The 25850-nt window shown below is 43.5% G+C and carries 24 protein-coding genes; 11 read left to right on the top strand and 13 right to left on the bottom strand.

What is annotated here, in order from left to right:
- Positions 1-86: 86 nt before the first annotated feature.
- From ACP26M_RS19400 to ACP26M_RS19385, 4 genes are all read left to right on the top strand, one after another.
- On the top strand, positions 87-989 hold the full coding sequence (locus tag ACP26M_RS19400) for a S66 peptidase family protein (RefSeq protein ID WP_426582445.1): 903 nt from the start codon (positions 87-89) through the stop codon (positions 987-989).
- A 270-nt stretch (positions 990-1259) separates the two neighbouring features.
- The gene (locus ACP26M_RS19395; RefSeq protein WP_426582443.1) at positions 1260-2357 is read left to right on the top strand and encodes a ligase-associated DNA damage response exonuclease; all 1098 of its coding nucleotides are present in this window, start codon (positions 1260-1262) and stop codon (positions 2355-2357) included.
- Entirely contained in the window at positions 2354-3970 is a 1617-nt protein-coding gene (locus ACP26M_RS19390; protein WP_426582441.1) for an ATP-dependent DNA ligase, read from the top strand. Before ACP26M_RS19395 ends, ACP26M_RS19390 begins: the two co-directional genes overlap by 4 nt.
- A gap of 63 nt (positions 3971-4033) precedes the next feature.
- Complete coding sequence (locus ACP26M_RS19385) at positions 4034-4495, top strand: MaoC family dehydratase (RefSeq protein WP_090534746.1); 462 nt, start codon at positions 4034-4036, stop codon at positions 4493-4495.
- 71 nt (positions 4496-4566) lie between these two features.
- On the opposite strand, the gene nadD is transcribed toward ACP26M_RS19385, so the two are convergent.
- The 3 genes from nadD to ACP26M_RS19370 form a co-directional block, all read right to left on the bottom strand.
- Positions 4567-5139, bottom strand: coding sequence for a nicotinate (nicotinamide) nucleotide adenylyltransferase (gene nadD, locus ACP26M_RS19380; RefSeq protein WP_091173065.1), 573 nt, complete (start codon positions 5137-5139; stop codon positions 4567-4569).
- Between the two features lie 89 nt (positions 5140-5228).
- Entirely contained in the window at positions 5229-5810 is a 582-nt protein-coding gene (gene gmk, locus ACP26M_RS19375; protein ID WP_090534749.1) for a guanylate kinase, read from the bottom strand.
- A gap of 101 nt (positions 5811-5911) precedes the next feature.
- Positions 5912-6787, bottom strand: a complete 876-nt coding sequence (locus ACP26M_RS19370) for a YicC/YloC family endoribonuclease (RefSeq protein WP_426582438.1) — start codon at positions 6785-6787, stop codon at positions 5912-5914.
- A gap of 224 nt (positions 6788-7011) precedes the next feature.
- Between ACP26M_RS19370 and ACP26M_RS19365 the strand changes: the two genes are divergently transcribed.
- Entirely contained in the window at positions 7012-7821 is an 810-nt protein-coding gene (locus ACP26M_RS19365) for a hypothetical protein (RefSeq protein ID WP_426582436.1), read from the top strand.
- An 18-nt stretch (positions 7822-7839) separates the two neighbouring features.
- Here the strand turns inward: ACP26M_RS19365 and rnc are convergent, their stop codons facing one another.
- From rnc to ACP26M_RS19350, 3 genes are read right to left on the bottom strand one after another with little or no spacing between them, the layout of a single operon-like run.
- Positions 7840-8565 (bottom strand): ribonuclease III, encoded by a 726-nt coding sequence (rnc, locus tag ACP26M_RS19360; RefSeq protein ID WP_090534754.1) that lies wholly within the window; start codon positions 8563-8565, stop codon positions 7840-7842.
- A gap of 10 nt (positions 8566-8575) precedes the next feature.
- Positions 8576-9829, bottom strand: a complete 1254-nt coding sequence (fabF, locus tag ACP26M_RS19355; RefSeq protein ID WP_426582433.1) for a beta-ketoacyl-ACP synthase II — start codon at positions 9827-9829, stop codon at positions 8576-8578.
- Between the two features lie 19 nt (positions 9830-9848).
- The gene (locus ACP26M_RS19350; RefSeq protein WP_031266521.1) at positions 9849-10085 is read right to left on the bottom strand and encodes an acyl carrier protein; all 237 of its coding nucleotides are present in this window, start codon (positions 10083-10085) and stop codon (positions 9849-9851) included.
- Positions 10086-10233: 148 nt separating this feature from the next.
- Here ACP26M_RS19350 and ACP26M_RS19345 point away from each other — a divergent pair, with 148 nt between their 5' ends.
- Entirely contained in the window at positions 10234-10659 is a 426-nt protein-coding gene (locus ACP26M_RS19345; protein WP_229701770.1) for an IPExxxVDY family protein, read from the top strand.
- A 65-nt stretch (positions 10660-10724) separates the two neighbouring features.
- Positions 10725-12164 (top strand): pyruvate kinase, encoded by a 1440-nt coding sequence (pyk, locus tag ACP26M_RS19340; protein ID WP_090534757.1) that lies wholly within the window; start codon positions 10725-10727, stop codon positions 12162-12164.
- Positions 12165-12802: 638 nt separating this feature from the next.
- Here the strand turns inward: pyk and ACP26M_RS19335 are convergent.
- Positions 12803-15655 (bottom strand): ATP-binding protein, encoded by a 2853-nt coding sequence (locus ACP26M_RS19335; RefSeq protein ID WP_426582429.1) that lies wholly within the window; start codon positions 15653-15655, stop codon positions 12803-12805.
- A 221-nt stretch (positions 15656-15876) separates the two neighbouring features.
- Here ACP26M_RS19335 and ACP26M_RS19330 point away from each other — a divergent pair, with 221 nt between their 5' ends.
- The 4 genes from ACP26M_RS19330 (at position 15877) to ACP26M_RS19315 (ending at position 19013) form a co-directional block, all read left to right on the top strand.
- Entirely contained in the window at positions 15877-16683 is an 807-nt protein-coding gene (locus ACP26M_RS19330) for a shikimate dehydrogenase family protein (protein ID WP_354486995.1), read from the top strand.
- Complete coding sequence (gene gldD / locus ACP26M_RS19325) at positions 16647-17258, top strand: gliding motility lipoprotein GldD (protein ID WP_254780280.1); 612 nt, start codon at positions 16647-16649, stop codon at positions 17256-17258. Before ACP26M_RS19330 ends, gldD begins: the two co-directional genes overlap by 37 nt.
- 61 nt (positions 17259-17319) lie before the next feature.
- Positions 17320-18243, top strand: coding sequence for an ROK family protein (locus tag ACP26M_RS19320; RefSeq protein WP_426582426.1), 924 nt, complete (start codon positions 17320-17322; stop codon positions 18241-18243).
- 209 nt (positions 18244-18452) lie between these two features.
- Entirely contained in the window at positions 18453-19013 is a 561-nt protein-coding gene (locus tag ACP26M_RS19315) for a hypothetical protein (RefSeq protein WP_090534765.1), read from the top strand.
- Between the two features lie 81 nt (positions 19014-19094).
- Here the strand turns inward: ACP26M_RS19315 and ACP26M_RS19310 are convergent, their stop codons facing one another.
- The 6 genes from ACP26M_RS19310 to accC all read right to left on the bottom strand — a co-directional run bounded on the left by ACP26M_RS19310 (position 19095) and on the right by accC (position 25790).
- Entirely contained in the window at positions 19095-19613 is a 519-nt protein-coding gene (locus ACP26M_RS19310) for a dihydrofolate reductase family protein (protein ID WP_188834658.1), read from the bottom strand.
- 4 nt (positions 19614-19617) lie between these two features.
- A complete protein-coding gene (locus ACP26M_RS19305; protein ID WP_426582423.1) occupies positions 19618-21006 on the bottom strand; it encodes a LutB/LldF family L-lactate oxidation iron-sulfur protein in 1389 nt (462 codons plus the stop codon).
- 238 nt (positions 21007-21244) lie between these two features.
- Positions 21245-22813, bottom strand: a complete 1569-nt coding sequence (locus ACP26M_RS19300; protein ID WP_426582421.1) for a M28 family peptidase — start codon at positions 22811-22813, stop codon at positions 21245-21247.
- 109 nt (positions 22814-22922) lie between these two features.
- A complete protein-coding gene (rpiB, locus tag ACP26M_RS19295) occupies positions 22923-23360 on the bottom strand; it encodes a ribose 5-phosphate isomerase B (RefSeq protein WP_426582419.1) in 438 nt (145 codons plus the stop codon).
- 158 nt (positions 23361-23518) lie between these two features.
- Positions 23519-24388, bottom strand: a complete 870-nt coding sequence (gene tatC, locus ACP26M_RS19290; protein WP_426582417.1) for a twin-arginine translocase subunit TatC — start codon at positions 24386-24388, stop codon at positions 23519-23521.
- A gap of 67 nt (positions 24389-24455) precedes the next feature.
- Positions 24456-25790, bottom strand: coding sequence for an acetyl-CoA carboxylase biotin carboxylase subunit (accC, locus tag ACP26M_RS19285; protein ID WP_426582415.1), 1335 nt, complete (start codon positions 25788-25790; stop codon positions 24456-24458).
- Positions 25791-25850: the final 60 nt, after the last annotated feature.

Here is a 25850-nt window from a genome sequence, read left to right as displayed (position 1 = left end):
AAATGCCTGAACCATGAGGCTCATGATTTAAGGATTTCCTGATTTTTTTCTCTTATTATCAAGGTAATCGTTCAATCTTTAAAATCATGGTTCAAACTCAACCCCCATACCTCAAAAAAGGCGACAAAATAGCCATCACCTGCCCTGCCAAAAAACTGCCCAACCCCATGACAGATGCTATCGCGCTTCTGCAGAGCTGGGGACTGGAAGTTGTTTTGGGAGATACTGTAGAAGCCTCATTTCATCAATTTGCCGGCGATGATGATTTTAGGGCAGCCGATATGCAGCGTTTTATTGACGATGACAGTATCAAAGCCATCATTGCCGCCCGCGGGGGCTATGGAACCGTGAGGATGATTGACAAGGTTGACTTTAGCCGTTTTGCACAAAATCCAAAATGGCTCATCGGCTTTAGTGATATAACGCTATTACACACTCACCTGTTCACTAATTATGGTGCGCAAACCATACATGGGCAAATGCCTGTTAATATTCCTGATGCATCGAAACATTCTATAGATACATTAAGGCGGGCGTTATTTGGCGAAGACTTAAGTTATGAATTTGCAACACACGATACCAACAAGCCCGGCGAAGCTACGGGTATTATTGTAGGCGGCAATTTATCGCTGCTGGTGGCTTCTGCAGGTTCAGTATCTGATTTAGATTATACGGAGAAAATCCTGTTTATTGAAGACGTTGGCGAATATCTGTATTCGGTAGATAGAATGCTGCGGATGTTGGACAGGGCAGGGAAGCTAAAAAGCCTATCAGGTTTGGTAGTAGGTGGTTTTACGGATATTAAAGATAATGATATCCCCTTTGGCCAAACCGTATCGCAAATAGTGATGGATATTGTAAAAGGATATAATTATCCCGTGTGTTTCGATTTCCCGGCCGGGCATATTCCGGATAATAATAGTTTGGTGTTGGGGCGAGAGGTAGGATTGCTGGTTGATGAAAAGCAGGCTAAATTGTGGTTTAAATAAAGGTTTTAAAAAGTTCCCCTCTTGAGAGGGGGTGCGGAGGAATGAGCGATAGAAGGGGTGTGTTTCGGCTGCGTTCATCAGCGCTTTGCATAAACACACCCCTTCGCCCCTCTCAAGAGGGGAATCGCACGGTCCCCGCTTTTTAATTCCTTAAATTGACGGCTATGCTCTCAAGAGGGGAATCGCACATTCCCCTGCTTTTAAAGCTCCCCCTTTAGGGGGCTTGGGGGGGCGGGGCAAACCAATTCGCGTATCAGTAGTTTATATATCATGACTAAAAAACCGTTGCTTGAGTTTACTGATAGAGGAATTTACTGCGCGCAAGGCAAATTTTATATCGATCCCTGGAAGCCGGTTGATGATGCTGTAATAACCCACGCCCATGCCGACCATGCTTATTGGGGCCATAAACATTACCTTGCCCATCACCTTTCGCGCGAGGTTTTATTGTATCGCTTGGGCGAGATTAATCTGCAAACTGTTGAATACGGTGAAACGGTGCTTAAGAATGGTGTAAGTATTTCTTTGTATCCGGCAGGTCACGTAATTGGATCAGCACAGATCCGTGTTGAATACAAGGGCGAAGTTTGGGTAGTTTCCGGCGATTACAAAGTAGAAAACGATGGGATCTCCACACCTTTTGAGCCGGTTAAATGCCATCATTTTATTTCTGAATGTACTTTTGGCATGCCGGTTTACCAATGGAAGCCGCAGGTACAAATTTTTAACGAAATCAATAGCTGGTGGCGTAATAACCTTGATAACGGACTGGCCACCGTATTGGTGGGTTATTCTTTAGGAAAAGCACAACGAATATTGCAAAACCTCGATCTGTTTAATGGCAAGGTTTATACTCATGGTGTTATCGAAAATACCAATGAAGCCCTGCGCCGTAATGGTGTATTGTTAAACCCAACCGAGCGGATAACCGCCGAAAGTTCAAAAGAAGAGGTACGCAAGGGTATTATTATAGCGCCACCCTCATCGGTAGGTACGCCCTGGATGCGGAAGTTTCATCCTTATAGTTTTGGTTATTGCTCCGGTTGGATGGCGATCCGCGGGGCTAAACGCCGTCGCGCTGCCGACAGGGGTTTTGTTCTGTCCGATCATGCTGATTGGGACGGTTTGATTAGTGCTATCGACGCTACTGGCTGTGAATGCGTTTATCTAACCCATGGATACACAGCCACGTTTTCGAGATATTTAAATGAGATTGGTTTTAATGCCCGGGAGGTGCATACATTGTATGGAGGAGAAGAGGACCCGTCCAACCTCCCCGAAGGGGAGGCTCCAAGCGCGGGAGAACCAGAAAAGGAAGTCCTCTCCTTTGGAGAGGATTTAGGTGAGGTTGGAGGGGCCGATTCATGAAAGCCTTCGCCCAACTCTTTCTTTCGCTTGACGAAACCAATAAAACCAACGAAAAGGTTAAAGTATTAAAAGACTATTTTAATACGGTGCCCGATACCGATAAAATGCACATGCTTGCTTTGTTTACCGGTCGCCGGCCAAAACGGCAGATCAATTCAACGCTGGTACGAAACTGGGCCATCGAGGCATCACACATCCCGGCCTGGCTTTTTGAGGAAAGCTATCATGTAGTAGGTGACCTCGCCGAAACTATGGCGCTACTTATGCCTCAAAGTGACGCAAGCAGCAGCAAAACGCTTACCGAATGGATAGCCGAGATTAATGCCCTTAACGATAAAACTGAAGAGCAAAAAAAAGAATGGCTGATGGATTCATGGGCCATGCTGGATAGCCAGGAACGCTTTGTGTTTAATAAACTGCTAACCGGCAGTTTCAGGGTTGGCGTATCACAAAATTTGGTAATCAAGGCGCTGGCGGATATTTCCGGACTCGAACCCGCAGTACTTACCCATCGCATTATGGGGAGCTGGCTGCCCGAAACCCATCAGTTTTCGCAATTGATGGCAGAGCAGGATGCCGAAGCTAATATCTCCCGGCCTTATCCTTTTTTCCTGGCTTATCCTATCCAGGAAACGTCCGAAAAACAAAAAACTCCCGCTGAAGTAGGGATCACCCTCGGTGATGCATCCGATTGGCAGGCTGAGTGGAAGTGGGATGGGATCCGTGCGCAAATGATAAAGCGCGGCGGCGAGATTTTTATCTGGAGCCGTGGAGAAGATTTGGCTACTGAAAAGTTTCCTGAGCTGCATCTCTTTTTAAATGCCCTGCCCGATGGTACGGTGATTGACGGTGAGATCCTCAGTTTCCAAAATGGCTTGCCTATGCCGTTTAACGTGCTGCAAACGCGTATTGGCAGAAAAAACCTCAGCAAAAAAATTCTGGAAGAAAGCCCGGTAGCCGTTATTGCTTATGATTGTCTGGAACATAAAGGCGAAGATATCCGCTATAAATCCCAAACTGAAAGACGGGAAATTTTGGAACAGTTACAAACAGAGACACGATATTCCGAAGTGTTCCGTATTTCATCGCTGATTCAGTTTGAAAGCTGGGAGCAGCTTGGAAGTATCAGGGAACAGTCGCGCGCTATGATAGCCGAGGGGATCATGCTGAAACGCAAAAGCGCGGCCTACCAGGTAGGCCGCCGCAGGGGCGATTGGTGGAAATGGAAGATCGATCCGCTATCGGTGGATGCTGTGATGATCTATGCCCAAAAAGGTCATGGCCGCCGGGCCGACCTGTATACAGATTATACTTTTGCCGTTTGGGATGGCGACAAGCTGGTGCCTTTTGCCAAGGCTTATTCGGGCCTTACCGATGCGGAGATCAATAAGGTAGACTATTTTGTAAAACGCAATACTATCGAAAAATTTGGCCCCGTACGTACCGTAAAGCCCGAGCTGGTGTTTGAGATAGGCTTTGAGGGCATCAATAAATCAACCAGGCATAAATCGGGTATAGCATTGCGTTTCCCGCGGATCCTGAGGTGGCGGCATGATAAACCCAAAGAAGAGGCTGATACACTGGAAAGCTTAAAGGCATTACTGGGCGAATAAACACTATAATTTAATACCTTTGCGGCTTCAATATTAAAAAAACCTAACTATCAATAACCCAATATGATTGTAATCAGCAGTTTTCAGGAGTTTGAACAGCAGGTTGGCAACGACCTTGGCGTATCATCATGGCACACTATTACGCAGGAGCAGATCAACAAATTTGCCGATGCAACCCTCGATCACCAATGGATCCATACCGACCCGGAAAGGGCAAAAACTGAAAGCCCGTTTAAGTCAACCATTGCACATGGCTACCTTACACTTTCGCTTATCCCTCACCTATGGAAAGAGATCGTAAAGATCGAAAACCTGAAAATGGAAATTAATTACGGCATCGAAAACCTTCGTTTTGCACAACCAGTGCTGGTTGATAATGAGGTACGGTTAAAAGTAAAGTTGACCAGCTTGCTTAACCTTCGTGGCACAACGAAATCCACTATGGCCATCGAGCTCGAAATAAAAGACCAGCGCAAACCGGCTTTTACCGGCGAAGTTGTGTTTTTATATCATTTTATTGGGTAAACCCACACTTATTAATTGCCCGTCATTGCTGTAAGGTACGAAGCAATGATGGGCAATTTAGATTTACAGGGTTACCTGTACAAGCTCTTGCTCTCTATAAATTTCAATACCGGATCTGGTACAAAAAACTGCACGTTCTTTTTTTCGGCTATTGATTTGCGGATAAACGTAGCCGAAAGTTCCATAAGCGGCGTCATGGTGATGGTAACCGAAGGGTGATCGGCCAGTTCGGCGTTTTCATAGCCGGGGCGCGGGTACACGTAAATACGATAATCGCGCAGGATAAGCTTATAGTTTTTCCACTTATGCAGGGAGCCAAGGTTATCCGAACCCATGATGAGGGCAAACTCATGCTCGGGATATTTTTCCTTTAAATGGGCAAGGGTATCAATGGTATACGATGGCTGGGGCAACTTCAGCTCAACATCGCTCACACTAATATTGGTTGCATTATCAGTAGCCAGGCGGGCCATCTCCAATCTGTCATAAGTGTTGATCAGATCGCCATACTTTTTTAACGGATTCTGTGGCGATACAACCAGCCACACCTTATCAAGCGTGGTATGGTTTGCCATATAATTGGCAATAATCAAATGCCCTATATGTATAGGATTAAATGAACCAAACAGTAAGCCTATCTTCATGTTGTGCCCCTAACCCCTAAAGGGGAAATTAAAAGTTTTGTAGATTAAATGCTCCCGGTGTACAAAATGAGTTTTTTTGCACTCCCCCTTCAGGGGGCCGGGGGGCTAATAAAGTTACTCACCAATTCCTCCGCCTCTGCGCAAGCCGTTTCAAGATCGTAATTTTTGAGTATAATATCAAATTGCGGAGCGTATTTAAGCTCTTTTTCTGCTTTGGCAAAGCGTTCTTTCAGTTTTTCTTCGCTATCGGTGCCACGGCCGGTCAACCTTTCAATTAAAACCTCAAGCGATGGCGGTTGTACAAATATAGCCAAAGCCTGGGGACCGTATTTGCGTTTAAGGTGAAGGCCACCCTCAACGTCAATATCAAATATTACTGTTTTGCCTTTTGCCCAAATGCGCTCAATTTCAGTACGGAGCGTGCCATAAAAAGTACCGGTATAAACCTCTTCAAATTCAACAAACTGTTTTTTGGCAATGCGGTGCAAAAACTCTTCTTTGCTTATAAAATAGTAATCTTTTTCATGCACCTCATCGCCGCGGCGCTCACGCGTGGTGGCCGAAATGGAAAATTCAAGATCAGGAATTTTCCCCAGCAAATGATGTACTATTGTGGTTTTACCAGCACCTGAGGGAGCCGAAAATATGATGAGTTTACCTTCTTTGGTCATTGATTATACACGTCATTGCGTCATTAAGTCATTGCGTCATTTTTCAAAAATTGCTTACAACGCAATCAATGACTTAATGACCTCATGGCTCAATGACTATATTATAATACGTTTAACAGTTGTTCTTTAATTTTTTCAAGCTCCTCTTTCATGCCTACTACCAGTTTCTGGATGTTGGCATCATTCGCCTTTGATCCTAATGTATTGATCTCGCGGCCAATCTCCTGCGAAATGAAGCCTAGCTTTTTGCCGTTTGCATCAGCGTTTTTTAATGTTTCGATAAAGTATTCGCAGTGTGCTTTCAGCCTTACCTTTTCTTCGGTGATATCAAGTTTATCGATATAGTAGATCAGTTCCTGTTCAAACCGGTTTTGATCTATAGCTTCGCGACTTGCGGCTTCGGCTAAAAACGTATTAAGGCGCTCGCGGACCAAAGGAACCCGTTTGGGATCTTCCAGCTCAACAAGGTCCAGGTTTTTTAATATGGTATTGATACGACCTTTGATTTCCTGTTCAATAACATTACCTTCCTGAGCCCTGAAGTCCTGGAAAGCGGCCATCGCCTGCTGAAAAGTTTTTTCAACGGCTTTCCACTCATCTTCGGATATGGTATCTTCTTCGTATTTAACAACTTCGGGTAAGCCCAATGCCAGCTGAAGCAGGTTACCGGTTGGCTCGCCGAGCTCTTCGCTTACTGATTTTAGCTGGTTGTAATAATGTTTGAGCAGATCTTTATCAATGCCGGCCGCTTTTACTGATTGACTTACCTGCTCGGTATTGATAGATAAATTAACTTTACCGCGTTCGATAAGTTTGCTGCAGTCATTACGCAGCTGAAACTCTTTTTCGGCAAAAATCTTCGGCAAACGAAGTGATAATTCTAAAAATTTGCTGTTCAGGGATTTAACCTCTACGGTGTATTTTGTACTGCCCGAATCAAAACTGGCAATTCCATACCCTGTCATGGATTTTATCATGCGCAAAGATAGCAAATTTAGTTAGAGGTTAGAGATCGGAGATTAGAGGTTAGGTCACTGTTAAATTTCGGATTTGAAATAAATTCAATAGAGAGAATTTATCATTCAAAAAAAGTAAAACTAACCTCCAGTCTCTAACCTCCAACCACCAAAGCGAAGCGCTTTAACATTTTTTCACATTTCAAATAAAATACACTTCCTATATTTACGTTCAATTATCACTGATGCGCAACTATTTATACCTGCTTTTAACAGGGGTTCTATGCCTCATTACCGTTCATGTTTCGGCCCAGGAGTTTACGGTAAAAGGGGTTATCTCAAAAAAGGTGACCAATGAGCGTGTAGGACAGGTTTTTGTTAAAGATCTGAATACCAAAACATTGATACTTAGTGATGATGTTGGCTGGTTTAGCATAAAGACACGCGTCGGCGATACACTGCTTTTTTCCCGCGATGACTATACCCCTCAAAAAGTAGTGGTACTGAACAATAGCGACATGCCCGTTTACATGCAGCCTATTATAAAACTTGACGAGGTAAAAGTCGTTGGCCAAACCAAACGGCAGGAAATAAACCAGGTATTAAACGATTATAAGAAACAGGGAACTTATTATAATGGCAAGCCGCCCGCGTTATCTTTTTTAAGTAATCCCGTAACCGGCCTTTACGAGCTTTTAGGAACAACTCCCAATCGCGCACGTCGCTTTGCTCAAAACGCCCAAAGCGAATTGGAGCAGGCCGAAATTCACAAACATTACAACATCCCATTTGTGAAGCAATATACCGGACTGGCTACCGATAGCCTTGCCCGTAAGTTCATGAATTATTATACGCCTACCTATAAGGATATCAAAGCCTGGACTGATTATGACCTGATAAAGCACACCATACGGGCATATGAATATTACAAAAACAGCAGTGATAAAGAAAAGCTCGAAAAGCTAAACAGTCCAACATTCATCGTGCCCGATTCAACTGTAAAGCTGGGAGAGGGGCCGGTGCAGCTTAAAAAAGAAAAGCAGCCACCGCTTTAATTGTTAAAAAACTTTGAATCAGATGCCCAAGGCTTCGCAGGCTTTTTCGGCGGCAAGCTTTTCGGCGTTCTTTTTACTGAATTCTTTGCCCGAGCCCATTACTTCACCATCTATATTGGCCTGTACAGTGAAAAGCTTGGTGCTTTCGCCGTCCTGATTGGTTACCAGTTCAAAAATAATATCGCGGCCATGTCGCTGGCACCATTCAATAAGCTTGCTTTTGAAGTTAGTTTCCGTTTGCTCAAGCGTATGAATATCAATATGAGGTTTTATGATATGATTGATCAGGAAATTTTTGGTAAAGTCATAGCCTTTATCCAGATAAACCGCGCCAATCAGGGCTTCAAATGCATCGCCCAGTAATGATCCCTGCCTGCTCGAGTTAAGCATGCGGTTATCATACTCAATCAATTTATCAAAGCCAAGTTTTTTTCCGAGTGCGTTAAGGTTTACACGGCTTACTATTTTTGAGCGTAATTCGGTCAAAAAGCCCTCATCTTCATAAGGGTATAATTTAAAAAGTACTTCAGCAACAACACTGCCCAGTACGGCATCGCCCAAAAACTCCAGGCGTTCGTTACTGTTTTTTACTCCCTTCTTGATGTTTTGGGCTACCGATTTATGACGGAAAGCCATGCGGTATAAAGACAAATTGCCCGGCACAAAACCGAGCAAATTCTTTAAAATTTTAACATACTTTCTGTTGGGTGATATATAAAGCTTGTAGAACCGACTTATAGGCATCAAACCACAATTAATCTTCGTACTTTTTAAATATTACAGAAGCGTTGTGTCCGCCAAAACCAAATCCATTGCTTTGCACTATATTAATATCGCGTTTTTGAGCGGTATTGAAAGTGAAATTGATCTTAGGATCAAAAGCCGGATCATCAGTAAAGTGATTAATGGTTGGAGGGATGATACCATTTTTTAATGCCAGTATCGATGCAATAGCTTCAACCGCGCCGGCAGCACCAAGTAAATGGCCTGTCATTGATTTGGTTGAGCTAATGTTGATACGGTAAATATCATCGCCAAACACATCCTGTATTGCTTTAATTTCCTGCGGATCACCGATTGGGGTTGATGTGCCGTGAACGTTCACATAATCAATATCGGCAGGGCTAAGGTTAGCATCTTCGAGGGCTGCGCGCATTACAAATGCGGCACCTAAGCCATCGGGATGAGGTGCTGTCATGTGATAGGCATCGGCGCTCATGCCGCCACCCACCATTTCGGCGTATATTTTAGCGCCGCGGGCTTTTGCATGCTCTAACTCCTCTAAAATGATAGTACCTGCTCCTTCACCGGCCACAAAACCATCCCTGTCCAGATCAAACGGACGCGATGCCGTTGCCGGATCATCGTTTCGGGTTGATAATGCGTGCATGGCGTTAAAACCACCTATGCCGGCTTCGTTGATAATGGCTTCAGAACCACCGCTGATGAACATGTTAGCTTTACCCAAACGGATGTAGTTAAATGAATCTATCAGGGAATTATTTGATGAAGCACATGCCGAAACAGTAGTGAAGTTGGGGCCACGCAAACCATATTTAATAGATATATGGCCGGGGGCTATATCGGCAATCATTTTAGGGATGAAGAACGGGTTAAAACGCGGAGAGCCATCACCTTTGGCAAAGGCTGTCACCTCGTCGAGGAAAGTTTTTAAACCCCCAATACCCGAGCCCCAGATAACGCCAATACGGCTGGTATCCAGTTTTGAAAAATCTAATCCTGCGTCTTTTACGGCTTCTTCGGTTGAAAACAAGGCGTATTGTACAAAAGGATCCAATTTGCGGGCGTCTTTACGGCCCAAAAAACCATCCGCGTCAAAGCCTTTCACTTCGCACGCGAACTTAGTTTTGAATTTTTCGGTATCAAAACTTTTGATCAAGGCAGCGCCACTTACTCCATTGATCAGTCCGTTCCAATAGTCTGAAACAGTGTTACCAATAGGAGTAAGTGCTCCAAGCCCGGTTACTACAACTCTTTTAAACTCCATTTAATCCAGTTAAGGAGTTTTATTTAACGTTTTTTTCAAGGTAAGCAACTGCCTGGCCAACAGTACCAATAGTTTCAGCCTGATCGTCAGGAATAGCCACGTTAAATTCTTTTTCAAACTCCATGATTAATTCCACGGTGTCTAACGAGTCGGCACCAAGATCGTTGGTGAAACTCGCTTCTGGCGTAACTTCACTTTCGTCAACACCCAGTTTTTCTACGATAATAGCTTTTACTCTTGAAGCGATATCAGACATAGTCTTTATAGTTTAATGATTAATAAAAATTCAGTGCAAAGAAAAATAAATTCTGTCAATAAACAAATCTAAAACTTTTACAATATAAATCTCTAAACAAAATTTTATTGAAACGGTTTGTATTAGTAATTTTGACGGCGTAAAAGTAATGATTTTGAACAGGAAATTTTTAAAGTTTGAGATCGATTTTGATTTTGTGCTCATTGCAGTAACAAGCTCACTTAAAGATTACCGGGTTTGTTTTCTTATAAACAAGTACTTGAATTTTAATTTCGTAAAAACCGATGACCTGGAAGTAGATATTTACCCCGGGAGCGAACCTGTTTTGTTTTCATTATACCGTTACAGCTGGGAAACCACCGAAACAGACTTCTTCTTTATAGGCAATAAAGGCTCAGATGGCTACCTGGTGCCTGAAATAAAAAGTGCCGACTATTTTTTAATGATTCGTAACTATATAGATGATAATGAGCTTGATACGATCATTTCATCGCTAAATAAAATACCAGAGATAGTTGCAGCTGTAAAGATTGACCCAAAAAAAATAAAATCACGGGAAAATCTTTTATTTTAGCGCCGAATTTAAAAAGATGTTGGTTTTACAATCATTAAATACCCTCCAGTTTTAACCCGAATAATATGGAACTATACTATAATCGTACAAAAATTGTTGCCACCATGGGGCCGGCATCAGCTAAAAAGGATGTTTTATTAGCGATGATCAAGGCAGGTGTTAACGTTTGCCGTCTTAATTTTTCGCACGGTAAGCCTGAAGATCATAAGGTAGTGATCGATCTTATCCGTGAAATTAACGAGCAATACAAAACCAACGTAGGTATCCTGGCCGATTTACAGGGCCCAAAGATCCGCATCGGCCTGGTAAAGGACGGCGGTATTCATTTAGTTAACGGAACGCATATTAAAATTACCACTCACGAGTGCATTGGTAACGATGAGCAGATCTATATTACTTATGATACCTTCCCACAGGACGTACAGGCAAACGAAATTATTTTGCTTGATGACGGCAAACTGCAGTTAAGGGTTATTGAAACCAACAAAATTGATACAGTTATATGTGAGGTTGTTCACGGCGGTATCTTAACGTCACGCAAGGGGGTTAACCTGCCTAACACCAAAGTGTCTATCCCAAGCTTAACCGAAGAAGATTTGATCAACCTTGAATTTGCCCTTAAACAGGATGTTGAATGGATCGGTCTTTCTTTTGTTCGCACAGGCGAGGATATCATTGACTTGAAACGTATTATAGCACGCAACGGTTCGGCGGCTAAAGTAATTGCCAAAGTTGAAAAGCCGGAAGCTATTGAAAATATTGATGCCATTATTGCTGCTACAGATGGCGTAATGGTTGCCCGTGGTGACCTTGGTGTTGAAATGCCGCTTGAAGAAGTACCGTTACTACAGAAAATGATTGCCCGTAAATGCCGCGCTGCTTCAAAACCGGTTATCGTAGCTACCCAGATGCTGGAATCAATGATCACCACACCACGCCCAACCCGTGCCGAAGTGAATGACGTTGCCAACTCTGTACTTGACGGTGCCGATGCGGTTATGTTAAGCGGCGAAACATCAGTTGGTGAGTTCCCGGTTATTGTTATTGAAACTATGGCCAAAATTGTACGCAATGTTGAAGAGTTAGGCTATCCGTTTAACGCTCCAAAGCAAGCGACAGCTAAAGACCCTTCTTCTCCGGATTTCCTGATCAATGCACTTTGCGAATCTGCCGTACATATTGCTGAGCAAAGCAATGCGGTAGGTATCGTTTCCATGACTACTTCAGGTTATACTGCATTTGAAATATCAAGCCACAGGCCTAAAGCCAGTACATATATCTTTACATCAAACAAGCAGCTATTGAATGCGCTTAGCCTTGTTTGGGGTGTGAGGGCGTATTATTATGATCAGCTGGAAAGCACAGATCAAACCATTGCCGATGTTAACGACACTCTTAAAGCCGAAGGCCTGATTAAAACAGGCGACGTAGTTGTTAACACTGCTTCTACACCTATAATTAAACAGGGTAAAACCAATACGCTTAAATTAAGCGTTGTGGAATAAGGTTATTTAAAATCTTACTTTTAATGAAGAAGGCTCGCCGGGATAACTGGCGGGCTTTTTTGTTGGCGGGATATGCAGGCATCAATGGAATAACGCGTTCCGCCTTATAGGATATAAGGTGATGTCTCTGCAAAAAAACAATGCCGGCTACCCGAAAGTAAACCGGCAAAGCACAATTAAAATCAGGCATAATTCAAGTTTAAGTTGAAAGGCTGATTTCTCTTGCTATCCTAAAAAATAAAAGGTAGATGCTTAAATAAATTTATCCGCGTTTATAAAACCTGTTTGAGCACCTGCTGCAGCGATAGCGTTTTACTGCAAGCCGGGGAAGGAACAGTTTAACAATAGCACCTCTTTTTATCCGGTCGCAAAATTTGTTTTTGCATCTTGGGCATATTGCATCAGGCGCTTTGCCGATAGTTGGTATTGTATCGGTTTGGCTGTTAAGGGTACGGAGATTATCCTCATTAAAAGTCACAGTCATTATATTAGGGGGTGATTGTATCTCACAAAGCTGCCTAAAAGCGATATAATAAAACTGCCATTTAGCTTTAGAAAACCGCCATTTGCTTAAAAAAAGCCTCCTGTCAGTTAAAGATTTCTGAAATTAAAAAGACAATGATAACCGGCCGGATTGTTTAAAGTAGCTCGTTAACGTCGCGGCCATAATGTTCCTTAAACAATTTGCCAAAGTATGCAGGTGTATCAAACCCCGCGGCATATGATACTTCGGCAATGGTGCGGTACTTTCCGCTTTCGATAGCTTCGCGTGCTATTTGTAATTTAATGGCGCGGATGTATTTATTGGGTGTAAGCCCGGTAATTGATTTTATGCGGCGAAACAATTGCCGCTCACTGATCGCCAGTTCATAGCTCAGTGCGGCAAGCGTAAGATCGGTTTTGCCGGTATGTTTTCGTACCTGGGCTTCCAATTCCTCAAGCCAGGATAAATCGGCAGGCGAAAGTTTCAAGCCCGGGTTTTCTGCCGGTTGTTCAATCTGCAGATCGTTGGTTCTTGTAATCAGCTCATCATCATCAGGGATGGTAGCCCCGGAGCGGGCGGCGGCGTTGTTAATAAGATTAACAGTGCGTGCAAGCAACTCGCTGCTTAAAAATGGTTTGGTGAGATAATCATCAACCCCAATATGAAGCGCTTTAAGCTTATGCCGTGTATTGGCCAGTGCGGTGAGCATGATCACCGGGATGTTGCAGTAAGCCGGGCTTTGCTTCAAGGTTTCAAGCAGGGTAAAGCCATCCATTTCGGGCATCATCACATCTGATATGATCAGGCTGGGCATTACCGGCATATCCTGCAGTTTTTGCAGTGCTGCGCGGCCATTGCCGGCAGTGATGAGTCGATATTGTGGCCGTAAAATATCTGCAATATAAGCAGCCATTTCATGATGGTCTTCAACCAGCATAATAAGTTCCCCATTAGTGTCTTTCCCCACGGTTTTACTATGCGAAACAATTACGGCTTCTGTTCCGGCCACTTCAGTTGCCGGCTTTTCAGTTGCCTTAAACGGGATAACTATCTTAAAAAACACACCCTTTCCCCAATTATCAACTGTAATATGCCCGCCCATCAGTTCTGTAAGTTCACGCGCTATAGCAAGGCCTATGCCTGTGCCGCCTTCTAAGGGCGCGTTATTACCCCTGCCCTGGTAATAACGGTCAAAAATATTGGGCAAATCATCCGGATGAATCCCCACACCGGTATTGGCTACTCCAAACTCAATCATTTCCAGCTTTATATCAGCAGTAATGGTTATAGTACCTGCATAAGGCGTAAACTTAATGGCATTACTGATGAGGTTATTAGCTATTTTTTCAAACTTTTCCTGATCGAGCAAAACAAAAAGTGCCGGATTAATGGAGTTGAGCAATCTGTAATCGATTTGTTTATATTCAGCGGCCGATACAAAACCCTGGTATAATATCTTCACAAATGATAATAATGCAACGGGCTTGGGTTGTAATGCTAGTTTCCCTGCTTCCAACTTGCCAAGATCAAGCAATTCGTTGGTCATATTGAGTAGCTTTTTGCTATTGCGCAATATCGAATGCAGCATGTTACGCTGTTCAACTTCATAATTAGTAAAAGCCAGGAGCTGAACCGCCGGCCCCATGATGAGCGTTAATGGAGTGCGTAATTCATGACTTACGTTTGCAAAAAAGCGTGTTTTCATAGCATCCATTTTTTCCAGCTGACTATGTTCTTCGGCCAGTAAGGCCGTCTCTCTTTTCTTTTTAAGAATAAACCAACGATAACTGATAATGGAGGCTATTACTATAAACAGCGCAAGCACAATTAAAAAATTCCGTTGTACCTCAACCAGCTTAGTTTCACCGGCGGCTATTAATAACCGTTTATCGGCTTGGTATTTTTTATCCAGTTCGGAAGCATCCCTTGCTTTATCGAGCTGGTTGATGCTGTCATTAAGCCGCCGGTACAGATAACTATACTTAAAAGCGTTTTTATAATCGCCAATACCTTCATATGCATCGGTTAAATGATTATAGATGTTTTTTTGTACGGTGATGTTACTTTGTGATTCGGGTTGGAGGCTAACGGCCATTTCACCGAATCGTGCGGCCTTCTTAAACTCCTTATGATCAACATACATGGTCATAAGTTCATTAAGGTTATGCTTTTCGAGAGTTTTGAAATCGCCTTTGCGGGATAATTCCAGTGATTTCATCAGGATCTCCTCTGCCTTTTTATCCTGGTTGGTCATGAGGTAAAGCCGGCCCAGATTGCCCTGGTAACGGGCTATGCTAAAATCAGAAAGAAAATGAGCATACTTTTTATCAAGTACCTGTTCCATTAGCCAGGTAGCTTTTACCAGGTTACCCGGCGACGATATACTCCGTTCGGAAAGGATGTTGGATAAGTTACTCAGCGCAAAAATATAAGAAGCTGTGTCTTTTATGCTCAATGCATCTTTTGAAGCTTGCTCAGCATAAGGCAGGGCTTGTTTAGGGTTACCAATCGACCGATAAATATCGGCAATACAGGCGCGGCAGTCTATACTTAAACTTTTCCATCCCCTGTTATCGCACTCTTTCAGTATTTTAAAAGCAACGTTTAAGGCTTCAACCGTTTTGGCTTCGCGGCTGAGCATGTAGGCTACCATTATTGGTGCTTTTTCATAAGTAAGTGAATCGGCCGTGGTTGTCAATTTGGTAGCTTCACGGCCAAAGGTTAAAGCATCATGTTCATTACCTATGCCATAAGCCTGGTAAGCCCGGGCCAGCAACACCCGCGCTTCAAATGGTTTATTGTTGTTTTTCCTGGCCGAATCGATCAGTTTTTTTGCAAGCACAGCTGCCGAATCCGGACTTTTCATGCTGCGGAGCATTTTTAGTACAGGTTCTTTAGCGGGCCGGGATTGACTTTGAGCCAGTGCAGCAAAGCTGCATAAAATGATAACACAAAAAGGGATGATCCTTCGGAAAAGATGAACAGGGTAAATTGTAATAGGGGCCATGATATTGAAGCCCAAATTACAATTTTATCGGCGCCCGGAATTACCTTAATTTGAAATAAATCTCCTTATAAAAAATTTCTATCCAAAGTTTTTTCAGCTTACCTGTTTTAAATCAATAGTTAAAATTGCCTGTTTTGTTGTTAATATTACACAATTAAACCTATGCCAGCTTAAGCTATAATTGATTACTTTAGCGCTTTGCATCGATATAAAAATTGATAATGAAACACTACGGACTAATAGGCTTCCCGCTTTCGCACTCATTCTCAAAAAAATTTTTTACCGAAAAATTTGAAGCCGAAGGCATTACCGATTGCCGCTATGATCTTTACCCGCTCGAGAATATTAAAGATTTGCAGGACCTGCTTGACGAGCATCCCAATATTTGCGGACTTAATGTTACCATCCCCCATAAAATAAACGTGATGCCGCTGCTTGACTGGATTGAGCATGACGCACGTACAGCCGGCGCCGTTAATTGTATCCGTGTAACCGCTGAAAGCCCGGTGGCTGCCGCCTTTTCAGGCGAAATAGGTGTTAAAGACCATGATTTCAGGCTGGAAGGGTATAATACCGATATTTATGGTTTTGAAGAGTCATTAAAACCCTTAATTGGTGATGGTAATGATGATGCTCTGGTTTTGGGCGATGGCGGTGCTGCAAAAGCTGTAAAGTGTGTACTGGAAAATTTAGGTATAACTTATAAAGTTGTTACCCGCAAACCTACACACCATGCGGATAATATTTTGTTTAAAGATCTTCAGCCACACCATATCTTACAGCACAAACTTATCATCAATACAACTCCTTTGGGTACCCATCCCAATATTGATGAATGCCCGCTTATACCTTATGATTTTATAGGTGAAGATCATATTTTATATGACCTGATATATAATCCAGAAGAAACCCTGTTTTTGAAAAAAGGGCGGGAGCGCGGTGCTGTTACCAAAAATGGTTACGAAATGCTGGTTTTACAGGCCGAAAAATCATGGGAGATCTGGAACTCAAAGGAGAAACATCCATGAAGTATGTAAGTTTACTGGCAGCAGTGCTATTGTTTTTGTTCGCATGCAGCGGCAATCATGATTACGCGCCCAAGCCCCGCGGCTACTATCGCATTGCGTTCCCTAAAAAAGAATACCAAGATTATGCTGCCGGTTGCCCGTATGCTTTTACATATCCCAGGTACGCCTTTATTGAACCAGATAAAAAGCGGGGTGCCAAACCTTGCTGGATAAACATGCAGTTCCCGCGGTTTAATGCCACGCTGCATTTAAGCTATCAGCCCATCACCTCAAAAAAAGAGTTTAACCAACTGGTGGAGGATGCCCGCACCTTCGCCTTTAAGCATACCGTAAAAGCCACATCCATTGACGAAGGCATCATCCATTATGCCGATAAAAAAGTTTATGGCATTTATTATACCATAGACGGCAATGCCGCTTCATCGGCGCAGTTTTTCCTTACAGATAGTGTACATAATTATATACGGGGAGCGCTATATTTTAACACCGAACCCCGGCTCGACTCCATACAACCTGTGCTTAGTTTTATAAAGCAGGACATGGCGGTGATGATTAAAAGTTTTAAGTGGAAGTAGAAGCCAGAAGCAAGACAACAAGATAATAGAAGCAAGACTTTAAGAGCTGGATATTTTAACCATGCAAAATTGCTATATAGGTATTGAAATAGGCGGAACCAAACTGCAAATAGTTTTGGCCGATGATAGTTTTATTATCAACAGGACATTTCGTTTTGCGGTAGACAGAGTGTTGGCTGCTGCAGGGATCAGGGAGCATATTGCCCAAACCATCACCAATATTTCAAAAGAGTATATCATTAAAAGTATAAGCATCGGTTTTGGCGGACCGGTTGACAGGGAGGCGGGCTGCATTGCTAAGTCGCACCAGTTAAGTGGATGGGACGGATTTAACATTTCGGGTTGGTTGCAGCAGCAGGTTAATGTACCGGTTATTTTGGAGAATGATGCTAATGCAGCGGCCCTTGGCGAGGCATTAAAAGGGGCTGGGCGTAACTATGAACATGTATTTTATGTAACGCTTGGCAGCGGGGCAGGTGCCGGAATGGTTATTAACGGCCAAATTTATCACGGGACAAAACCGGGCGAAGCGGAGATAGGCCATATCCGCCTTAACCGCGAAGGCCTTACGCTTGAAGATAGCTGCTCGGGCTGGGCGGTTGACAAAAAGATCCGTACAGTAATCGCTCAAAAGCCTGATGGTAAACTGGCCCAACTTTGTGCGGATGTAAATGGAGGCGAGGCCAAAATGTTACTAACTGCTTTGGAACAGGGAGATGCAGATGCACTGAAAATATTGAATGATACCGCTGCCGACCTGGGCTTCGGCCTATCACATGCTGTTCATCTCTTTCATCCGGATATTATAGTGTTAGGCGGAGGCTTATCCTTATTGGGTGAGCCTTTGCGCGTTCGGGTACAAAACGCCATCCGGGCTAATACCATGATCCTGTTTTTGCCCGGGCCAGGGGTAGTAATAGCCGAATTAGGCGAATTGGCAGTGCCCGTTGGGGCAATTGAAAACCTGAGGAGGCATATAGGTTAATTAACCCTTCAAGGTCAGTTTCTCACAATTTCAGAAAATCATTCCACCTGAATAAGCTTGCCTCTATAGTAACCATCCCGACCAGGATGGAAATATGGTTTAGCTATCCCTTAAAACTTATTGTTCTGTTTCCGCCAAATTTACAAACACGCAGATGGATCTGTTGTTAATAACACAGCGGCTTAATAACTGCCATTAATTAATAAACAATGAAACTCATCAAATTCAATAAAATAGGTAATGATATCCGGTTGCATACCGAAAGCCTTGCCCATATGGGGTTTAGGAAGATATTTGAAGGTATCGATCAGCTTAAAATAAAAAACGGCGTTGATAAACTCGGCCTCGAAGGTTTTATTAACCAGTGCGCTTGTCTTGCAGCAGGTTCGGGGGCTATGGCAGGAAGCGGGGGGATGTTTACCCTCGTAGCGGGGATCCCATTTGATTTCATCAATTTGATCACCCAGCAGTTTAGGGCTATTATGGGCATTATGTATTATTACCGGGGCACGTATGATAATGGGTTCGACGATTTTATGTCGTTAGTAGCAACATCGGTAAGGGTGGAAGCCGGCGTGGCTATCACCAAATCCATGATGGAGGGCATTGCCGAAAGGATGCTCATGATATTAGGTACCCGCACTGCCGAACGCCTGGTTCCGGTTGTAGGCGCGGTTATTGGCGGTACGGCAAATTACCTGTTTATTAAACGCATGGCCGAGCAGGTGAAACGGATGCAAAAGGATTTTGTGGTTATTGAAGTAGGATAGGGTACCTAAGCGCAGAGCGGGCATATGGCGTTTAACTATAAGCTTTCGAATTACAATGCCATTAAGCAATTCCAAATTGAACTACGGTTTGATGATATACCTGAGTTGAATAAGTCCGCTTGAAAATTGCTCGGCACCAAGCAATACCAGGTTAATGCGTTCTTTTATATTTGTAAAAAGGGGTTTTCCACTACCTAAAATTACCGGGTGTACGGATAGTAATAATTCGGAGATTAGATTGTTTTTGATAAACGCTTCAACAAGTTCTGCCCCGCCAAACAACCAGATATCGCGTCCTTCCTGGCTCCTGATTTCTTCGACCCTGTTTTTAAAATCAGCAGACCTCAGTATTTCAACATTATCAGCTTGCGGATCATGAAGTGTATCTGAAAACACATAAATTTTCATGGCGGCAAACATTTTTGGATCGGTACGCATGATCAGCTCATAACTTTTGCGCCCGATGAAGATGGCATCACAGGCTTTAAAAAAGTCGGTAAGGCCATAATCCTGGTCGTCAAAGCACCAGTCGTACTCCCCATTAGGGCCCTCAATATAGCTGTCGAGACTAACAGCTACGTTTAAAATTATTTTACGCATAGCATTATTCTTCGGGTGTGTTGTTCATTTCCTGCCATTGCTTGCTAAATGATTTATCAGCTACATGCGGCATCTCGCGTAAATGGCCCCAGGTACGTTTAAAGAAGGTTTTAAGCAGGAAGTTTTTCATGCCTCCGCCAAAAAAATCGGTGAGTTTGCGTTTAAGCATTCCTTTTTTCCAGATAGCCCAGCCCCAGCGTTCTTTATTGGTAACCAGGTTTTCGTTCACCGCATCGCGGCGGTTGAGGAGCAACATTTTATGGATGTCGATCTTAACCGGGCAAACCTCGGTACATTTACCGCACAGGCTTGAAGCATAGCTCAGGTGTTTAAAATTTTCCATCCCCTGGGTATGCGGAGTAATAATAGAGCCTATCGGGCCACTGTAAGTGGTGGCATAAGTGTGGCCTCCAATGTTTTTATAAATGGGGCAACCGTTAAGGCAAGCCCCGCAACGGATGCAGTAAAGGCCCTGGCGCTGGTCTTTTTTTGCCAGCAGACTGGTACGCCCATTATCCAGCAGTACTACGTACATTTCCTCAGGTCCGTCGGTTTCATCCGGCCGGCGCGGACCACTTAATATAGTATTGTAAACGGTAAGATTTTGCCCGGTGCCATGAGTAGATAGCATTGGCCAAAACAAGTCCAGATCGGTAATGGAAGGGATGATCTTCTCGATCCCCACAATGGCAATATGGATTTTAGGGAATGTAGTACAAAGGCGCGCGTTGCCTTCATTTTCGCTGATAGCGATGCTGCCGGTATCCGCTAATAAGAAATTGGCACCGGTGATACCTACATCGGCCTGTACATATTTTTCGCGAAGCAGCTCGCGGGCTTTCAGGGTAATTTGTTGGGGAGTGGCATCAATGGGGGTGCCAAATTTTTGGTGGAAAAGCTTCGCGATATCCTCCTTGCTGAGGTGCATAGCCGGGGTAACAATATGATATGGCTTTTGACCCAACAACTGCACGATATATTCACCCAGGTCGGTTTCAAGCGATTCTATTTGATTGCCCTCCAAAAACTCGTTCAGGTGAATTTCTTCAGTAACCATCGATTTGGATTTCACCACAGTTTTGGCATTGGCTTTTTTGATGATGTTCAGGATTTCGCGCTGGGCCTCCTCAACGTCATTTGCCCAGATCACTTTGCCACCGCGTTTCTGAAAATTGGCCTCAAACTCGGGGAGGAATTTGTCGAGGTTTTCCATCACCTTCCATTTGAGCACATGGCCTTTTTTCTTGGCATTATCTAAATTGATAACGCGCGATAGGCCCCGCGATACCGCCGTATTGTACCGGTCAATATTGAAGTTGATGATGTGACGGTGATCGGCATCAAAAGCCTTCTCCTCCGATTTTATCAAGAATTCTTCAGCGGTTGCTCCCATATATGCGAAAATAGGGTTTTTGTTTTATTTTTTGAATGGGTGGTTGATTAAGTTGATTATGTGAGTGGTTGTTTTTGAACAGATAAGATGTCAGAAGGTTTTAAATTTAGTGCGTGGTTTTCGCTGCCACGGATTACGCTACGCTAACCTGCGGCAGTATGTATAAAACACAAAAGGCGCATATGCGCCTTTTGTGTTTTATTTTAATGAGAGAACCGCTCTCCCAATCAACCATGCACTATTTCCCTCCGCCTGCAACTGCATCCACTACGGGACGCTTATCGCGGTTAGCAAGCTCCCAGCCGGTATAAAATACCAGTTGAGCGCGTTTAGCGAGTAGCGGGAAGTTGATCTTGCTTACCTCGTCGCCTGGTTGGTGATAATCGGCATGTACGCCATTAAAGTAAAATATGATTGGTACGCCGTGTTTTGCAAAGTTGTAATGATCGCTGCGGTAGTAAAACCTGTTAGGATCATTTGGATCGTCATACTTATAATCAAGTTTTAGTTTTGTATAAGTATTGTTGGCATTCTCTCCAATTTCATGCAGTTCCTTGCTCAGCATGGCCGAACCGATAGGGTATACATAATTCGCGGAATCAGGTTTACCAATGTACTCCTCACCTACGCGACCGATCATATCGATATTTAAATCCGTAATTGTATTAGCCAGCGGGAATACAGGATGATCTGAATAATACTCAGAACCCAATAAACCTTTTTCTTCGCCAACGTTACCTAAAAACAGGATACTGCGGCGGGGGCCATGGCCATCTTTTTTAGCTTTAGAGAAAGCACGTGCAATTTCCAGAACGCCGGTAGTACCTGATCCATCATCATCGGCACCGTTGTTCACTTTATCTTTAGCCTTTTCGTCGGGGTTTAAACCGATGTGGTCATAATGTGCCGAAAAGACCAACACTTCATCTTTCAGGTCGGTACCCTGCATATAGCCTAACACATCAACCGCTTTTACATCTTTTTTAGTGGTTGCGTAGTTTATAACCACATTGTCTTTAATAACAGTAGCCGGAGTAACTGCCGCTACCGAAGCAGATTTAAGATCGGCATAGCTTTTCCCCGTTGGCTTTACCAGTTCGTCGGCCAATGCAGCGGTGATGTTAATTACAGGTGCATTGGTATTTGCCGGCTTAGCTGCTTCGTCTTTAATAGTTAACCGCGGACTTGCTACGCTTTTACCCAAACGAGTCAGTACAGCAGCAATACCCGGATTTGCTGCTAATATAATAGCAGGGTTTTTACTTTGTAAATTTTTTACAACTTTCATGCGCGCATTGCTCATGCGGTAGCTGGTATTGGGTGTAGTTCCTGCTTCGGGCTTATCTTCGTTGATCCAAAGCACAATTTTGCCTGCCAGGTCGGTGCTGCCTATTTCGGCTTCGGTACCATAACCAACAAAAACAACGTCATTTACAGATGTACTTTTATCCGGAAAAGCGCCTCCAAAATAGAAGTCGGTGCCATACTCAAATGATTTACCGTTAACAGTAAATGCCGTTACTTTCAAAGCATTTTCGGTAAGTGGCACATCAAAAAAGTATGAGCCGTTAACAGGTGCCTGGAGCCCTAATTTTTTAAACTCGGCGGCGATATAGTTAGCGGCTTTTTCGGCGCCGGGCTTACCTGTTTCGCGGCCTTCAAATGCATCCGAAGCCAAGATGCTTAGGTGCTTTTTCGCGTCGTCGGCAGTAATCAGCCCGGCATATTTCATTGCCGTAGCGTTCTGCTGCGCACAGGCCGTCGTTGCGGAGGCCAGCGCGATAAGCAATAATGGTAATTTATTCATTCTTTTAGTTAATAGTTCGATGTTAGTTAATGGATCATGGTTAATAGATCATAGCCATTAATCGGAGCAAACCCGACTAATCTCTGATCTCTAACCTCCAATCTCCGGCTTAAGCACAGGCTATCTTCCCTACACGGTTAGCATGCCTGCCGCCTTCAAATTCAGTATTTAAAAATGTAGTTACTATAGCCTTCGCTTCTTCGGGGGTAACAAAGCGGGCAGGTACGCAAACTATATTGGCGTTGTTGTGGCTGCGGGCCAGTACTGCAATTTCTTCTTTCCAGCAAATGGCTGCACGGATGCCCTGGTGTTTGTTGGCCGTTATGGCTACACCATTTGCTGCGCCGCAAATCAGGATTCCCAAGTCGCATTCGCCGCTTTCAACGGCATTGGCTACCGGATGTGCAAAATCAGGGTAATCAACCGATTCGGATGAATAAGTGCCGAGGTCTTTTACTTCGACTGATGATAAAGCCTCTGTTAAAATTTGTTTATAGTCATATCCGGCATGGTCCGAACCGATAGCGATTTTTAGTCCCTGTTTCATTTAACAAAAATATAACGTTTTACTACTTTTTAAAGGTAAATAATTTGTTATAAAGCGACCAGTGTGTGCCTGCTCAAAAATGGGATTAAGCCAGTATAAAATATGCGGATTTCACCTATTTGCAACCCAGGGCAATAAAAACAGTAATATTAAAACTGTTAGTTGCCTTTTTCGAAATCAAGCTCCTTTTTAATCTTACGTTTTTCAACAAGGCCTGCTACAACAATACTAACTTCATACAGCACAAATAGGGGGATACTAACCACCGTCATGGTGAGCATATCAGGTGTAGGGGTAACTACGGCGGCAATAACCAGGATCACCACAATGGCATAACGGCGGGTTTCTTTCATGAACTTAGGGGTCATGACACCCAGGTTGGCCAATATGTAAACGATGATTGGCAATTGAAAAACAACGCCTGTAGCAAGGGTAAGGGTAGCTACTGACGAAATATAAGAATCGATATCAAATAAATTTTGGATAACCGCACTTACTGTATAACTCGATAGGAAATTAATAGACATCGGCGTGATCACAAAGTAACCAAAAGTGATCCCTAAAAAGAAAAGCACACAGGCATAAAATACAAAGCCTGTAGCAGCTTTGCGCTCGGCGTCATGCAATGCGGGTTTAATAAAACGCCATATCTCCCATATCAGGTAAGGAACGCCCAATGTAATACCAATAATTAATGCCGAGTTAATTTGGAGGGTAAATTGGCCCGCCATTTCGGTGTTGATTAATTTAATATTTACTTTGTCAATGCAAAAACCATCGCGGTGCAAAGCTGCACCAATTTTGCAAAGCATCCGGTAAGTCCAGAAGGTTGACTTACTGGGCCCCATGATAATGGTATCAAAAATCCAGTCGTAGTAATAAAAAACAACAGCGGTAAATATTACAATGGCTATTGAAGCCCTTACGAGATGCCATCTCAAGGCTTCGAGGTGATCAAAGAAGGACATTTCTGCCTCTAACGTTTTTCCTTTATCCTTTATGGCCTTGATGATCTTGTTCTCGCTCATTGTAATATATACCGCTGTATAAACGCTATCTTGCTAAGTACGTAGTATTTTATGAAGATAGTTTGAATTATATTTCAAATGTATCCATAAACTTGGTGGTAAAGTTACCAGCGCGGAAGTTTGGATCCTTCAATAATTTTAAATGGAATGGGATGGTTGTTTTAACGCCTTCTATTACAAATTCGCTCAATGCACGCTCCATAGTGCTCAAAGCTTCATCGCGGGTTTGGGCCACGCAGATAACCTTGGCGATCATCGAATCGTAATTTGGCGGTATAACATAGCCTGTGTATACGTGGGTATCGATGCGTACACCATGACCGCCTGGCGAGTGGAAATTGGTTATTTTACCCGGTGACGGACGGAAACCGTTAAACGGATCTTCGGCATTGATACGACACTCAATAGCATGCATTGTTGGCTCATAATTTTTGCCTGAGATAGGGATACCTGCTGCAACTTTAATTTGCTCTTTGATCAGGTCAAAGTTGATCACCTCTTCGGTAACCGGGTGTTCAACCTGGATCCGGGTGTTCATCTCCATAAAATAGAAGTTGCGGTCTTTATCAACCAAAAACTCTACGGTACCTGCGCCTTCATATTTAACGGCTTTAGCCCCTTTAATAGCGGCGTCGCCCATTTTTTTACGCAACTTTTCAGTCATGAAAGGTGAAGGAGATTCTTCAACCAGTTTCTGGTGACGGCGCTGAATAGAGCAGTCACGTTCAGAAAGATGACATACTTTTCCAAACTGGTCACCTACAACCTGAATTTCAATGTGGCGTGGGTCCTGAACATATTTTTCAAGGTACAAACCATCGTTACCAAAGGCGGCACCTGATTCGGCACGGGCCGAGTCCCAGGCATTCTCAAAGTCTTCGTCTTTCCAAACGATTCGCATCCCGCGGCCACCACCGCCGGCAGTTGCTTTTAAAATAACAGGGTAACCTATTTTATTGGCGATAGCAATACCCGATTTTACATCGGCAAGCAAACCATCAGAACCGGGAACAATAGGCACACCGGCTTTTTTCATGGTATCTTTGGCCGAAGCTTTATCACCCATCTGGTTGATCTGCTCGGCAGTAGCACCGATAAATTTGATACCATACTCAGCGCAAATGGCCGAAAATTTAGCATTTTCAGACAGGAAACCGTAACCAGGATGGATCGCATCTGCATTGGTTAACTCGGCAGCTGAAATAATGTTCGGGATATTTAAATAAGAATCGCGGCTTGGCGGCGGACCGATACAAACAGCTTCGTCGGCAAAGCGAACATGAAGACTATCGCGATCTGCAGTTGAATATACAGCTACCGTTTTAATACCCATTTCCTTACAGGTACGGATAATACGAAGGGCGATTTCGCCACGGTTAGCTATTAATATTTTTTTAAACATTGTTTTTCTTGAATATGCAAATTACAGATGTGCAAATATGCAGATGAAAAATATTAATGA

This window comes from Mucilaginibacter sp. R-33 (assembly GCF_049949235.1).
Taxonomy (GTDB): Bacteria; Bacteroidota; Bacteroidia; order Sphingobacteriales; family Sphingobacteriaceae; genus Mucilaginibacter.
Note: the sequence above shows the minus strand (reverse complement) of the source record. Positions and strands in the feature narration are given on the sequence as shown.